Source organism: Kitasatospora sp. NPDC001603, assembly GCF_040298365.1.
Taxonomy (GTDB): Bacteria; Actinomycetota; Actinomycetes; order Streptomycetales; family Streptomycetaceae; genus Kitasatospora.
On sequence record NZ_JBEPAA010000012.1, the window covers coordinates 19,329 to 33,661 of the forward strand.

The 14,333-nt window shown below is 75.1% G+C and carries 10 protein-coding genes; 8 read left to right on the forward strand and 2 right to left on the reverse strand.

Annotation, left to right across the window (positions count from 1 at the left end; translation table 11 throughout):
• Positions 1-79: 79 nt before the first annotated feature.
• On the reverse strand, positions 80-2,665 hold the full coding sequence (locus ABT263_RS10870; protein WP_352289890.1) for a hypothetical protein: 2,586 nt from the start codon (positions 2,663-2,665) through the stop codon (positions 80-82).
• Positions 2,662-6,597 (reverse strand): type VII secretion protein EccCa, encoded by a 3,936-nt coding sequence (eccCa, locus tag ABT263_RS10875; protein ID WP_352290035.1) that lies wholly within the window; start codon positions 6,595-6,597, stop codon positions 2,662-2,664. Before eccCa ends, ABT263_RS10870 begins: the two co-directional genes overlap by 4 nt.
• 364 nt (positions 6,598-6,961) lie before the next feature.
• Between eccCa and eccD the strand changes: the two genes are divergently transcribed.
• From eccD to ABT263_RS10915, 8 genes are all read left to right on the forward strand, one after another.
• Positions 6,962-8,368 carry a type VII secretion integral membrane protein EccD gene (gene eccD, locus ABT263_RS10880; protein ID WP_352289893.1) on the forward strand — a complete coding sequence of 469 codons (1,407 nt, stop codon included), beginning with the start codon at positions 6,962-6,964 and terminating at the stop codon, positions 8,366-8,368.
• A gap of 81 nt (positions 8,369-8,449) precedes the next feature.
• Complete coding sequence (gene eccB / locus ABT263_RS10885; protein ID WP_352289896.1) at positions 8,450-9,898, forward strand: type VII secretion protein EccB; 1,449 nt, start codon at positions 8,450-8,452, stop codon at positions 9,896-9,898.
• A gap of 75 nt (positions 9,899-9,973) precedes the next feature.
• Positions 9,974-10,318: a hypothetical protein gene (locus ABT263_RS10890; RefSeq protein WP_352289899.1), complete on the forward strand. Its 345-nt coding sequence runs from the start codon at positions 9,974-9,976 to the stop codon at positions 10,316-10,318.
• Between the two features lie 53 nt (positions 10,319-10,371).
• Positions 10,372-10,659, forward strand: coding sequence for a hypothetical protein (locus ABT263_RS10895; protein ID WP_352289902.1), 288 nt, complete (start codon positions 10,372-10,374; stop codon positions 10,657-10,659).
• The gene (locus ABT263_RS10900; protein WP_352289905.1) at positions 10,659-11,093 is read left to right on the forward strand and encodes a hypothetical protein; all 435 of its coding nucleotides are present in this window, start codon (positions 10,659-10,661) and stop codon (positions 11,091-11,093) included. Before ABT263_RS10895 ends, ABT263_RS10900 begins: the two co-directional genes overlap by 1 nt.
• A gap of 34 nt (positions 11,094-11,127) precedes the next feature.
• Entirely contained in the window at positions 11,128-13,413 is a 2,286-nt protein-coding gene (locus tag ABT263_RS10905) for a hypothetical protein (protein ID WP_352289908.1), read from the forward strand.
• A gap of 74 nt (positions 13,414-13,487) precedes the next feature.
• Positions 13,488-13,961 (forward strand): YbaB/EbfC family nucleoid-associated protein, encoded by a 474-nt coding sequence (locus tag ABT263_RS10910; protein WP_352289911.1) that lies wholly within the window; start codon positions 13,488-13,490, stop codon positions 13,959-13,961.
• Complete coding sequence (locus ABT263_RS10915; RefSeq protein ID WP_329489377.1) at positions 13,954-14,253, forward strand: hypothetical protein; 300 nt, start codon at positions 13,954-13,956, stop codon at positions 14,251-14,253. The genes ABT263_RS10910 and ABT263_RS10915 overlap by 8 nt, the downstream gene beginning before the upstream one ends.
• The last annotated feature ends 80 nt before the right edge of the window (positions 14,254-14,333 follow it).

Consider the following 14,333-nt stretch of genomic DNA (forward strand, 5'->3'; position numbering starts at 1 on the left):
CCGCCCCCTCCACGCGCGCGACGCGCGAGGGCGGGGGCATCCGAACCGTCTCGCGGACGCGACTGCCGCCCCGCGCGCCTCACCCGGCGGCGACTCCCGGCGTCAGGCGGAGCCGCTCCGGGCGGGCCGGCGGGCGCAGCCGCGCGGGCGGCAGCAGATCGCGGCGGTCCTGCCACGCCAGCAGCCGGGTCCGGGCCTGCGCGTCGTGCTCCTCGGCCGCCGTGTCCGCGGTGGGGCCGGTCGCGGCAGGGCCGGGGGCCGCCTCGCGCAGCAGCACCCGGACCGGGCGGTCCTCGCCGCCGGGCAGGACGTCCAGGACACGGAAGCGCGAGCCGGGCGGGAAGACCACCTCCGGGTCGCCGTCGTCGGCGATCACGGACGTCCGGCGGCCGGTGGCCGACCAGACGAGGAACTCCGTCGACGTCCCCGGGGCGAGGTCGGCCTCCGGAGTCCCGACGACCGGAGCGGGCTCGGTCAGCAGCGCCCCCCGCACGTAGTGGCGCAGCACCTCCTCGCCCGCGTCCGAGCCCAGCAGCACGGCGCCCCGGTGGTTGGGCAGCCGGCGCAGCCCGGAACCCAGGCACGCCAGGTACAGCTCCAGCGGTCCCGGTCCGCCGGGCCGGCGCGCCGCGGCCACCAACTCGGTGCGGGACGCGGGGATCCCGGTGTCGGCGTGGTGCAGGTACACGGCCGCGAGGTCGTCCTTCAGGTCGTCGCGGGGCTGTGAACGCAGCGCCGGCAGCCGCAGGGCGACCTGCTCGGCCTGGCTGGCGTAGCGGTGGAAGTGCGGGCCGAGCAGGGCCCGGAAGGCGGCCCGTTCGGCGGCGGTGGACGGCCGCCCCGAGCTGAAGGCGCCGTCCGGCGCGATGAGCCGGGGCACGGCGGGGACCTCGGCCGTGTCCTCGCCGTCGCCGTCGCCCGCGCCGCCCGGTGCGGTCGTGGGCTCGGCGGCGTGGTCGGTGGTGGTGGGCAGGATGACGGTGGGTTCGGTGTCCGGCCCGGGGGAGCCGGTGGACTCCGGGCCCGTCTCCGCGGGCGCGTGCGCCGGTCCGGCCTCCGGGCCGGGGGCGTCCGTGCCGTCCGGGTCCTGCCCGGCGGGGCCGGGACCGGGTGCGGGGGAGGGGCCGGTGGACGTGGCGGTCGGCGTCGGCGGGGCCGGGAGGCCGGCATCGGTGGCAGGTTCGGTCGCGGGCGCGGTCAAGGGGGCGGGCGCGCGGGTGGGGCCGTTCAGGAGCAGTCCCGGTACCGCCGCGCCCGGGACGGTGAGGGCCGTCAGCAGGCCGTCCACGACGGCGAGCACCTCCGCCGGCACCGTCCGGTCGGCCGAGCCGACGATGAGCAGGGGGCGGTCCGGCCCGGGGTCGAGCAGCCGCGGGCCGTGGTCCCGCGGCGGGTCGTCGGGGCGCAGCCACAGGCCGGCCGGCACCGCCTCCAGGCGCCAGCCCGCCACCGGCGCGCGGTAGAGCGCGGGGCCGTCGGGCGGGGTGCCGTCGGGCAGGGGGCGCCAGGCGGAGGCGACCACGCGGCCCCGCCCGGGTGAGGCGGTCAGCTCGGTCAGCCACGGCTCCCAGCCGGGCGTGCCGTCGGCGGCCAGGACGCGGGCGGAGCAGCCGTCCGCGGTGCGCATCGGCAGGCCGACGGCGGCCCGGACGTCGCGGCCCAGCTCGGCCGCGAGGGCGGCGGTCAGCGCGACCAGCGCCGCGGTGGCCGCCCAGGGCGCGCTCACCAGCAGCTCGGCCGGAACGGGCCGGACCCGGGCCAGCCGTTCGGCGACCCCGGCGGCCGCGGGCAGGGGCGCGCCGGGGTGGCCGACGACCAGGACCAGGGTGCCCGGCGCCGCCGTGGCGAGGTCCAACGGGCCGGAACGGACATCGGGGGCGGACTCGCCGTGGAGCCAGTAGCCGCCCGGCAGCTCGGTCACCAGCGGGCCCCCGCCGAGCGGGTCGCGCTCGTCGCCCGCCACCGGCGCCGGGGCGGGCGGAGGTGCCTGAGGGGCCGTCGGGCCCGTCGCGGCCGGTACGGGTGTGCCGGGTACCGGTACGGCGGGGGCGGACGCCGCCCGAGGGGCCGGCCCGGCGCTCCCGGGCCGCGGTGTCCGAGGCTCCGCCGGGTCTGCCGCCCACACCCGGGCGGCCGTGACGTCCGCCGTCTCCGGCAGCGGCCACACCGGCCCGAGCCGGCGGGCCGGGCCGGCCGGAGTGAACAGCCACCAGGATGCCGGCGATCCCGGGCCGGCCCCGTCGGCCAGCAGGGTCCCGTCGGGCCGCAGGGTGACGACGCCGTCCGGGGCGACGATGCCGGTGGCGGCCAGTTCGGCGATCCGCTGGGCGGGCCGTCTGCCGTCCGGCTGGGCGGTGGCCAGGCCGGAGGCCGCCAGGACCAGGATCCCGGCCCGCCGGACGGCCGCGGTGCGCGCCAGCTCCGCCAGGCTCGCGAGCAGGACGGGCTGCGCGTCGGCGGCCGCCGCCAGCACCGTCACGGTCCCCACCACGGACGGCAGTGCGGCGAGCGCGGCGGCGAGTTCGGCGGGCAGCGCTGGCGCCGCCCCGGCCCCGTGCGCCGCGCCGGGTGCGATGACGAAGTGCGGACCCGCCTCGTGCAGCACCGCGGGAGCCGGGGCGTCGCGGTGACGGGTCAGCCAGCGCCGCACCGGCGCGGCGCTCACCGCTGCGCCCCTGCGTCCTCGTCGACGGCGGCGGTCTGCACCTGCACCGTGCGGCGCCGGGTGATGTGCAGGGCCCGCCCGGGCGGGAGGGCGCGGGGCTTGGTGTTGCCGAACAGGAAGCCCTCGCTCGGCGGGCAGGACAGCAGCACCACCGGGGTGTTGACCTCCTCCAGTTTGCGCAGGAGCTGGTCCGAGGAGGCCCGTCCGATGCCGTTGGCGCTGCGCGCCACGATCAGGTGCAGGCCCAGCTCGACACCCTGCGCCAGGTAGTCCAGCAGCGGTGCGAACGGGTGGGCGGACATCCCGCCGGGGGAGCCGGCGACCAGCTCGTAGTCGTCGACCAGGATGAACAGCTCCGGGCCCTCCCACCAGTCCCGCAGCCGCAGCCGTTCCGGCGGGATGTCCACGCCGGGCAGCCGGTTGGCCATCGCCCGCGCCGCGCCGTCGACGATCTGACGCAGCGCGTCCACGGCGACCGCGTGCCCGAGCCGGTACTCCTGCGGTACCGCGCCCTGCAGCACCCGGCGGTAGTCGACCAGCATGATCCGCGCCTGGTCGGGGCGGTAGGCGCTGGTGATGCCGGCCGCCACCAGTTTCAGGAGGTTCGTCTTGCCCGACTCGCTGTCACCGACCACCACCAGGTGCGGCGTCTCCTCGAAGTCGTGCCACAGCGTGTCCATCGAGACGTCCTGGAGCCCCAGCGGGACGCGCAGTCGGCCCTCGGGGGCGGGCAGCGCGGCGGCGGGCAGCTGCAGCGGCAGCATCCGGACCTCGGGCGCGCGCGCCCCCGTCCAGTGCTCCGCCACGGCGTCGACCAGGTCCGCCACCCCGTCGCCGAGGTCGTCGGTGCTGCCGGTGCCGTCCATCCGGGGCAGCGCGGTGAGGAAGTGCAGTTCCTCGGCGGTCAGACCGCGGCCGGGGAGCTTGGGGACCGTCGCGGCGACCCGCATGCCGATCGCGGAGTCGACGGGGTCACCGAGCCGCAGCTCGAACCGGGTGCCCAGCAGGTCGCGCAGCGCGCCGGTGACCTCGCCCCAGCGGGTGGTGCCCACGATCAGGTGGATGCCGTAGTTGAGGCCGCGCTGGGCGATCAGGGTCAGCGCCGGCGCGAGGTCGGGGAACTCCTGGCGCACGGTGTTCCAGCCGTCGATCACCAGGAAGACGTCGCCGTGCGCCTCCTGCGGCAGCTGACCCGCCGCCAGCATCCGGCGGAAGGCCGCCACCGAGTCGATGCCGAGCTCGGCGAAGCGCAGCTCGCGCCGCGCGAGGATCGCGTTGACCTCCGCGACCGTGCGCACCACCCGCTCGGGGTCGTGCCGACCGGTGACCCCGCCCACGTGCGGCAGACCGCGCAGCGCGGAGAGCGTGCCGCCGCCGAAGTCCAGGCAGTAGAACTGCACTTCGCGCGGGGTGTGGGTGAGGGCGAGCGCCGTCATCAGGGCCCGCAGCAGGGTGGACTTGCCGCTCTGCGGACCACCCGCGATCCCCACGTGGCCGTCGGCCCCCGAGAGGTCGGCGGTGAGCAGGTCGCGCACCTGGTGGAAGGGCCGGTCGACGACGCCGACCGGCACGCTCAGGGTGCCGCGGCCCGTACCGCCCTCGGTGGTCAGCCCGTACTCCGGGTGCGGCGCCAGCGGCGGCAGCAGCTCGTCCAGGGTGGGCGGCACCCCCAGCGGCGGCAGCCACACCTGGTGCGCCGGCGGTCCCGCGTCCAGCAGCTTGTCGGCCGCGATGGCGAGCAGGGTGCCACCGTCCTGCGCCTCCTCCACCTGCGGCTCCTCCGGCACCGCGACGGGCTGACGCGGCGCCACGTACCCGGTGCCGTAGACGGCGACCTGCCCGGCCGCGGCCTGCTGGCGCGCGGCCGCGGGGCGCGGCGCCCGGTACGGGCCGGAGACGTACGCGGCCTTGAACCGGGTCAGGGTGGCGATGTCGCTGCGCAGGAACCCGTTGCCGGGCTGGGAGGGCAGGTGGTAGGCGTCCGGCACCCCCAGCACGCCCCGGCTCTCCATCGCCGAGAACGTCCGCAGTCCGACCCGGTACGACAGGTGCGACTCCAGCGCGTGCATCCGGCCCTCGTCCAGACGCTGCGAGGCCAGCAGCAGGTGCACGCCCAGCGAGCGGCCCAGGCGGCCGATCATCACGAACAGATCCATGAAGTCGCGGTGCGCGGCCAGCAGTTCACTGAACTCGTCGACCACGACGAACAGCGTCGGCAGCGGCTCCAGATCGGCCCCGCCCGCCCGCGCGGTCTCGTAGTCCAGCAGCGAACTGTAGTTGCCCGCCGCCCGCAGCAGCTCCTGGCGGCGCACCAGCTCCCCGTGCAGCGCGTCGCGCATCCGGTCCACCAGCGCCGCCTCGTCGGCCAGGTTGGTGATCACCGCCGAGGTGTGCGGCAGCCGGTCCAGACCCAGGAACGTCGCGCCGCCCTTGAAGTCGACCAGCACGAAGTTCAGCACCTCCGAGGAGTGCGTCAGGGCCAACGCCAGCACCAGCGTGCGCAGCAGCTCCGACTTGCCCGACCCGGTGGCCCCGATCAGCATCCCGTGCGGGCCCATGCCGCCCTGCGCCGACTCCTTGATGTCCAGCTCCACCGGCGTGCCGTCCGCGGCGATGCCCAGCGGCACCCGCAACCGGTCGGCGATCCCGCGCCGCGCCCAGTTCTGCGCCACGTCGTGCCGGTGCAGGTTCCGGATGCCCAGCAGCGACGCCAGGTCGAAGTCACCCGCCAACGGCTCCCCGGCCTCCAGCTGGTCCCCGAGCCGGTAGGGCGCCATCAGCGCGGCCAGCCGCCGCGCGGCCGGCAACGACAACGCGTCGGGCCGGCCCAGCTCGGTCACCTCGTCACGGTGGTTGCGGTCCGCGCCGACCATCGCCAGCCGCCCCTCCTCGATCCGCAGCCGCAGCCGGTGCCGCAGTGGCTTCCACTCCAGCGCCTCACCCAGGTCCAGCAGGACCGCGTTGCGCCACCCCGCCAGCGCCGCCCGGCTGCCGGGACCGGCCGGCACACCGTCCAGCACGATCACCGTGAACGGCTCGTCCCGGCCCGGCTGCGCCTCCGGCTCCCACGGCCCGCGCGCCGCGAACTCCTCGCCCATGACCTGCTCCAGCTCCGCGACCGACCCCGCCACCAGCCGCACCGGCCCCAGCGCGTCGGTGTCCACCGGGTGCAGCGCGTGCGGCAGCCACTTCGCCCACTCCCACTGCTCCCGGTGCTCCGCGTCCGCCACCACCGCGATCCGCAGCTCGTCCGGCGCGTGGAACAGTGCCAGCTGCGCCAGCATCGCCCGCGCCAGTGCCCGCGCCGCCGCCCGGTCGTCACCGCGCAGCAGCACCTGGGCGTACCCGCGCACGTACACCGCGATCGGCTGGTCCGCGACCGTGCCGTAGGCGTGGATGAACCGCCGCAGCGCGTGCGCGCACAACGGCTCCAGGTCCTCCACCGGCTTGGTCGACAGCGGCGCCAGCCGCACCGCCAGCCGCTGGTGCCCCACCCCGACCCGCACGTCACCGAAGTCCGGGTGCGTGCCGCGCCGCTCCCACAGCCGCGAGGTGCGGATCAGCGACGCCACCGCCCCCGGCGCCGGGTGCCGCCAGGCCGCCGCCTCCTGCTGACGCACGGTGTGCCCGCGCACCTGCCTGCGCATCTGTGACAGGTACCGCAGGTAGTCCCGCCGCTCGGCCCGCAGCTCCCGCTTGCGGTCGCTGGAACCGCGGATCAGCTGCGTCACCAGCATGCCCACCGCCGACAGGCCCATCATGCCCATCGCCACGTAGCCGAGCACCCCGCCGCCCTCACCCGGGCGCAGGAACACGAACACCATCGACAGCGAACTCAGCGCCATCGGCGCCATCGAGATCACGCTCGACATGCCGCTCTGCGACTCCGGCAGGACCGGCGGCTCCTGCAACTGGATCTCGCCGTCGGGCATCGCCGGACCGGGACGCCGCGGCGGACGGTCGACCAGCACCACACTCAACGAAAGCGCTCCTCGCACCAGGGGACGGCCCGCACCGCGCGCCGTCGCCCGGGACGCACACCGTCCACCCGGACCACGGCCACCACCCCGCCCCCGGTTCACCCCGCCCGGCCCGCTCGCGCCCGGCCCGCTGCCGCCCGCGGTGAACCAACCACCCCCCGCCATCCGTGCCACCGGGCGGGGAGTGGCCGCCCGACCCGCCACCCCCGGACAGCCCCAGGCGGCCGCGCCCTCTTCCGAGGACCAGCCACCGCCGAGCCGGCCCCGCTCCCAGGCCCCCCGGCCCGGCCGGGGCCGCGGACCACGAGGGAGAACCGTGAACGGGAGCGCCAACGGGGCCGCCGTCGCCGCACTGTGCCGACTGAGGTTCCACGCCCCCCGGGCGGTGTTCGAACTCGCCGTCCCCGCCGACATCCCCCTGGCCGACCTGCTGCCCGCCGTCCTCGCCCACGCCGACCTCGACCCCGCCGAACCGGGTCTCGACGAACAGGGCCTCGAACACGACGGCTGGGTCCTCCAACGCCTCGGCCACCCGCCCCTGGACGAGGAACTCGGCGCCGACGCCCTCGACCTGCGCGACGGCGAGGACCTCTACCTGCGCCCACGCCGCGACGCCCTGCCCGAGGTCCACTACGACGACCTCGCCGACGGCGTCGCCACCGGCATGCGCGAACGCCCCGACACCTGGCGCCCGGCGCTCACCCACCACACCGCCCTCGTCCTGGCCGTCACCGCCCTGGCCGGCGGCATCGCCCTCCTCCTCCTACCCGGCCCGCCGCAGCTGCGCGCCGGCGCGGCCGCCATCACCGGCCTGTTCCTGCTCCTGGGCGCCCTCAGCGCCTCCCGGGCCGTCGGCGACGCCGCCGCCGGCACCGCCCTCGGCGCCACCGCCGTGCCCTACCTCGCCCTGGCCGGCGCCCTCCTCACCACCGACACCGGGCCCTCCGCCACCGGAGCCCGCCTGCTCGCCGGCGGCTGCGCCGGCGCCGGAGCAGCCGTCCTCGCCATGGCCGCCGTCGGCTGCTCCGCCCCGCTCTTCCTCGGCCTGGTCCTGTTCGCCCTGCACGTCACCGCCACCGGCGCCCTGCTGCTCACCGGGCTGACCGCACCCGCCACCGCCGCCGTCCTCGCCGTCCTCCCGGTCGCCACCGCCGGCTTCCTGCCCGGCCTCTGCTTCCGCCTGTCCGGGCTGCGCCTGCCCGCCCTGCCCCGCAACGCCGAGGAACTCCAGGAAGGCATCGAGGCCGTCCCCGCCGCCTCCGTCCGCTCCCGCAGCGTCGTCGCCGACGGCTTCCTGACGGCCTTCCACCTCGCCCTCGCCCCCGTCCTGGCCGGGTGCCTGACCGCCCTCGCCGGTCAGGACGGCTGGGCCCCCACCGCCCTGACCTGCGCGCTGTCCCTGCTGCTCCTGCTGCACGCCCGCGGCATCGGCGCCATCCCCCAGCGCCTGGCCGTCCTCGTCCCCGGCGCCCTGGGCCCCGCCGTGCTCATCGCCCACCTCGCCGTCGGCCAGTCCCCGTCCGCCCGTCTGGTCCTGCTCGCCGCCCTGCTCGCCACCGGCGCCGTCCTGGCCGCCGTCTCGTGGACCGTCCCGGGCCGACGCCTGCTGCCCTACTGGGGCCGCGCCGCCGACCTGCTGCACACCCTCGCCGCCATCACCGTGCTCCCGCTCGCCCTCTCCGCCGCCGGCGCCTACCAGGCACTACGCGCCATCGCCGGCTGAAACCCGCACCAGCGGCACACCCCACGCCCGGCCCCCGCCCACGCGAGCAACCCGCGCCCCGCCACCGAGGAGAACCACGCCATGCAGTCGAAGCGCGACCAGGTGCAGGCCCACCTGTTCGTGATGGGCCGCCTCGCCACCGGCATGCTCCGCGGCGAACCCGACGCCCCCGACGCCCCCACCGGGCGCACCTCCCGCGGCATCGTCACCGGCATCGTCATCGCCGTCCTCGCCTGCCTGATCGCCGCCGTCTACGGCGTCCTCGTCCCCGGTGGCGCCACCGGCTGGAAGAAACCCGGCACCCTCGTCCTGGTCAAGGAGAGCGGCGCCCGCTACCTCTACCTCGACGGCACCCTCCACCCCCTGCTCAACGAGACGACCGCCCGTCTGATCGCCGGCGAGCAGCTCACCGTCGACCAGGTCAGCGTCCGTTCCCTGGCCGGCACCCCCCGCGGCACCCCGCTCGGCATCCTCGGCGCCCCCGACGGCCTGCCCGCACCCGACCGCCTCGCCACCGCCCCCTGGCTCGCCTGCGCCGCCCTGCGCCCCGGCCCCTCCGGCGCCCGCCGGCCCCAACTGGCCGTCGCCATCGACCCCACCACCCGCGGCACCGCCCTCACCGACAACCAGGCCCTCCTGGTCACCGCCCCCGACGGCACCACCCACCTGCTGTGGCACGGCCGCCGCCTGCGCCTGGACACCCACAACGGCGCCCGCCTGGCCCTCGGCCAGAGCACCGCCACCGCCCAGCCCGTCCCCCAGGCCTTCCTCAACGCCCTGCCCGCCGGCCCCGACCTCGCCGCCCCCGACATCGACCAGCGCGGCACCCCCGGCCCCGACCTCGCCACCCGCCCCACCCGCATCGGACAACTCTTCACCGGCCCCGGTGGCGACCCCTACCTGCTCACCTCCGCCGGACTCACCCCGCTCACCACGATGGCCTTCGAACTGCTGCGCAACGACTCCCGCACCCAGCAGATCGCCTACCAGGGCGCCGCCGTCACCCCCGCCGCCCTGCGCCCCGCCGACCTCGCCGCCCACAGCGCGCCCCCCGCGACGGCCGCCACCCCCACCACCGCCCTGCCCACCACCCCGCCCGAGCTCCTGACCGCCCCCCAGGGCCGCGACGTCTGCGCCGAGCTGCGCCCGGGCGACCCCGCGCCCACCACCGCCGTCACCCTCCTCGACGACACCGCCCTCCAGGGCCCCGCCCCCGCCGCCCAGCCCGGCGTCGAGGCGGCCTGCGCCACCGCCGACACCATCGCGGTGCGCCCCGGCGGCGGCGCCCTGGTGCGCGCGCTGTCCACCGCCGGCACCGGCACCACCCTCTACCTGGTCACCGACACCGGGGTGAAGTACCCGCTGCCCTCGCCCGAGGTCGCCAAACAGCTCGGCTACGGCGAGGTCGCCCCCCCGGGCCTGCCCGAGGCGCTGCTGACCCTGCTGCCCACCGGCCCCAGCCTCGACCCGGCCGCGCTCACCGGCGCCGCCGCCGCACCGAGCCCGGCCGGCCCCACCTGCCTGCGGTGAACCGCCGCCCCCCGCAGTTCCGTTGAGTCGAGTGAGCCCGGCAGCCGAAGCCGGGCCCGAAGGAAGGAACCCCCGATGGTGGCACCCAACCTGCAGACGGACGACGCGGTTGTCCGGAGCGTCCTGGCGACCCTGGAGACCCACATCGACACGATGATGCGCGCCGCCTCGCAGGTCGAGGCCGTCAACCGCGAGGTCCAGGACCACTTCAAGGCGGCCTGCAGCACCGCCTACCAGCAGAAGATCGACGACTGGCAGAGCCGCTACCAGCAGCTCAAGAACGCCTACCAGACCTTCCACGCCAACTTCTCCAGCGGCCACGGGCAGGTCAACACCGCCCACGACGAGGCCCTGGAGACCGGGAGCGGCTGGGGCGGCGGCGCCTCCGACGAGGTCCGCAACGGCCTCAACCCCCGCTGACCCAAGCCGCCTCAGACCGCCCCGACGACCCGACCCGACCGAGAGGACCCCCCATGGCCGCCATCCTGCTCAACCACGCCAACATCGACGAGGCCGCCGATGCCCTGACCCAGGCCGGCCAGGGCATGCACAGCGCGATGGACGACTGCGAGGCCGCCATCAAGACCGCCGAGGCCCAGCTCAGCGGTGACCTCGCCACCGCCGCCCACACCTTCTACCAGGCGCTCGCCACCCAGAACGGCGCCATGAACAACGACATCATCCAGGGCGCCGACGTCCTGCGCACCATGCACGGCCTGCTGCGCGACGCCGACAAGCGCGCCGCGGGAGGCATCGGCTGATGGCGACGCCGCCGGAGCCCGACTACGGGCACACGCTCAGCGTCCAGAGCGACGACCTCAAGTACTTCGCCGACACTCAGCTCGGCAACTACCTGAAGGTGCTCAAGGACGACCCCGGCTTCAAGACGATGCTGTCCTTCGGCGGTGACGGCGGCGGGGAGTTCGCCTCCCTGCTGGTGGGCCACGGCTCGGACCAGGTGATGCCCGTCGCAGGCAAGATCAGGACCGACTTCAAGAACCTGGCGACGGGCGTGGCCACCGACCTCAAGACCCTCGGCGTCCAGATGACCGAAGCTCAGCTGAGGATCCGGCTGGCGCTGACGCTCATGGACGCCGCCCACGAGGAGGCCATGACGGCCGCCGAGATGATGGAGGTCCTCACCAAGGTGTCGACCGCCACCGCTCCCAAGGCCGGCGGGCCGAACCCGGGCTGAGCGCCCCGCACATACACGGAGAGATGGACACCCCATGCCGGATCCGAAGTGGGAGGACGTGCTGGGCTTCTTCGCGTCAGAGGCCCAGCGCTCCGCCAAGATCGTCACCAGGGAGCAGGTCGCCGGCCCCTCGAAGGACAAGCCCTGGCTCAGCCCGATCGACAAGATGGCCTTTGACAACAGCAAGTTCTACAACGGCTCGACGACTCAGGGCGGGGTCTCGGGGATGGGCTCCCCCGACGTCTGGTGGGCGTGGAACTACACGCACAGCAACGTCAACCACCACTTCCGGATCACGCTGAGCGTCAACTACAAGGACTGGGGCAACGAGCGCGACAAGCCGCTGTCCCAGTTCATCCACCAGCACGAGGAAATCTTCGCCCCGCTGGGCCCCGGTGGCGCCGGCAACGACACGGTCAACCCCGCCAGCCTGCGGTACGCCGCGCAGGGCATCGCGAATGTGCGCACGTGGCTGAGCACCTGGTACCCGCGGGTGCAGGGCTGGGCGGAGAAGATCAACGGGTCGGACAGCGACTGGCAGGGCGACGCGGCCGGTGAGTTCAAGCTCCTGCTCAAGCGGTACGCGCTGGAGATGGAGACCATCCGCCTCCAACTCGACAAGACCCCGTACGAGGCCGACCTCTACGCGGCGGCCGACCAGATCGGGCGCACCATCGGCGGGCTCCGGGACGCCCACTACCAGTGGTACGCCAGCGGGAACGTGTGGCCCTCCCACGCCATCTACCAGGCCCTGTCGCAGGCCCTGACGGGCGTCGTGCCGGAACTCAACCCTGACATGCACTCCATAAAGTCGATCAGCACCCCCCTCGGCGACCCCCGGGAGCAGGGCTTCTACGACCAGCTGGAGATCAGCGCGAAGAACATCTGGCTGGCCAACGTCGAGAGGCAGCTCGACAAGAGGCGCGTCATCCACGTCGTCGACGAACGGCAGGTCGTGGAGGCCGATCCGATGCGAGCGCTGGAGACGGCCTACTCCAAGCTGGACGCCAACTTCCCCTTCGCGTACAGCAACGTGCACCTGGACCTGCCCACCGCGGCGCCGCCCGGCCCGGGGACGGGTGACGGCGGCGGAGGAGCGGGTGGCGGAGCGGGCGGAGGGGCGGGCGGCGGAGCGGGCGGCGGTGCCGGTGACGAGTCCGACCTGGGCGGTGGTGCCGGCGGAGGTGGCGGCGGCGACGGCAAGGGCGGCGGCAACAACACCCACCTTCCGCCGCCGCCCCCGGTCATCAGCCCCGGCGGCGGCGGTGGCGGCGGTGGCGGCGGTGGCGCCGGCCTCGGGGGCGACGGCGCCGGCACGCCGATCCTCGACAAGGACCACAAGCCCGTCCTGGGCGCCGACAAGAAGCCGGTGATGCTGCCCCCGGGCGGCTACATCGGCAAGGACGGCCAGGTGTACGACGCCAACGGCCAGAAGGTGACCGGCAAGGACGGCAAGCCCGTCGTCGTCCCCCCGGGTTCGGACGTTCCGCCGGGCACCGGCGGTGGCATCTACGGGCAGAACGCCAAGGTGCCCAAGGGCTCGAAGGTCCGCGACGACGGGACGGTCATCGGGCCCGACGACAAGGAGGTGCTGGACCGCGACGGCAACCCGGTGGTGCTGCCCAAGGGCGGATCCATCGCCGGCGACGGCACGCTGCTCGACTCGACCGGTCGTCCGATCTCCGACATCTCCCAGCGCTACACCGACCGGCAGCACGCCATCGACGCGATGGTCGGCAGCGGCAGCGGCAGCAGCGGGGGTGGGACCGGTGGTGGTGGCGGCATCCGTCCGCCGTCCACCGGGTCCGACTGGAATCTGGACCTCGGCTCCTCCTTCGGCGACTACGGCTCCGGCGGGAGCTCGGCCTCCGCCTCCGGTGGCCTCGGATCCTACGCCGGCCTCTTCGGCGGCGCCGGGGGAACCGGTCTCTCGTCGGGCGGCCTCTCGTCCGGCGGCGGCTCGTTGCCCCGGCTGGTCAGCTCCGGCGGCGGGCTGAGTCCGCAGGCCATCGAGAACAGCGGCGGGCTGGCTCCGGGCGGCAAGTCGGCAGCCGTGGCGGCCGCCGAGGCCGCGGCCGCGGAGAAGGCCGCGACACAGAAGGCCGCCGCGATGGCCGCCGAGGAGCAGGCCGCGATGCGCGGCCGGTCGGTGTCCACCAGCGGCGGCGGAATGCCGATGATGCCGCCGATGGGCGGCATGGGCGGCGGCATGGGGGCGGGCCAGGGCGAGAAGGACCGTCAGCGCACCACCTGGCTGGCCGAGGACGAGGAGGTCTGGGGCACCGAGACCGGCGCGGTCGACGGTGTGATCGGCCGCTGAGCGCACGGCGCACCAGTAGGAAGGGGCGGCGTCCCGGGAGGGGCGCCGCCCCCGGACAAGGAAACGGAGAAGGCATGTCGCACTCGTTCGAGGACCAACTGAACCAGGCCATGGCCTCGTTGGAGGAGCAGAAGGAGAGGCTGGCCGAGTCGACGCGCAAGATGCAGGCGATGACCGCCTCGGCGACCAGCAAGGACCGGATGGTCACCGCGAAGGTCGGCCCCCAGGGCGAGCTGCTCGCGTTGAGCTTCCACACCACCGCCTACCAGTCCATGGCCCCGGCCCAGCTGAGCACCGTGCTGAAGGACGTGCTCAACGAGGCCAAGGCCCGGATGGGTGACCAGATCACCGCCGAGATGCGCAGCTTCGAGGGTGTCGGCGAGACGCTGCGGATGGACTTCACCGGTGAGCGCGGCGACGAGGAGGGCCTGTTCGGGATCGGCGGCGGACTGGACCTGGACGCGCTGCTGGCCCCGCTCACCGCGATGCGCCCCGGCGCCGACCGGACGGTCAAGTCCTCCCGCAACCAGGAGGAGTTCAATGGCTAAGACGCTGCGCAAGGAAGAGGGACTCAAAGCGGCGTTCGCCAACTTCGACGTCGTGGCGGCCCTGGTCGAGAAGATCAACACGGAGATGGAGGACATCAACCAGAAGAACGTCAAGGCCGGCGGCGGCGACGAGATCGGCAAGCAGTACCACGAGAAGATCGACAAGCCCACGGCCGACCTGTACAGCCTGACGTCGCAGATCCGCAACAAGCTGAAGGCGATGTCCGCGCACGGCCAGGGCACCGCCGATCTCTTCGACGCCACCGACGAACACGGCGCCGGCATGGTGTGAACGGCCGCCGCTAGGGCCTGAGTCAATCCGCCCCCCCCGCACCCTCGTACCGCCAGTCCCGCCCCCGGAGGCCCTGCGCC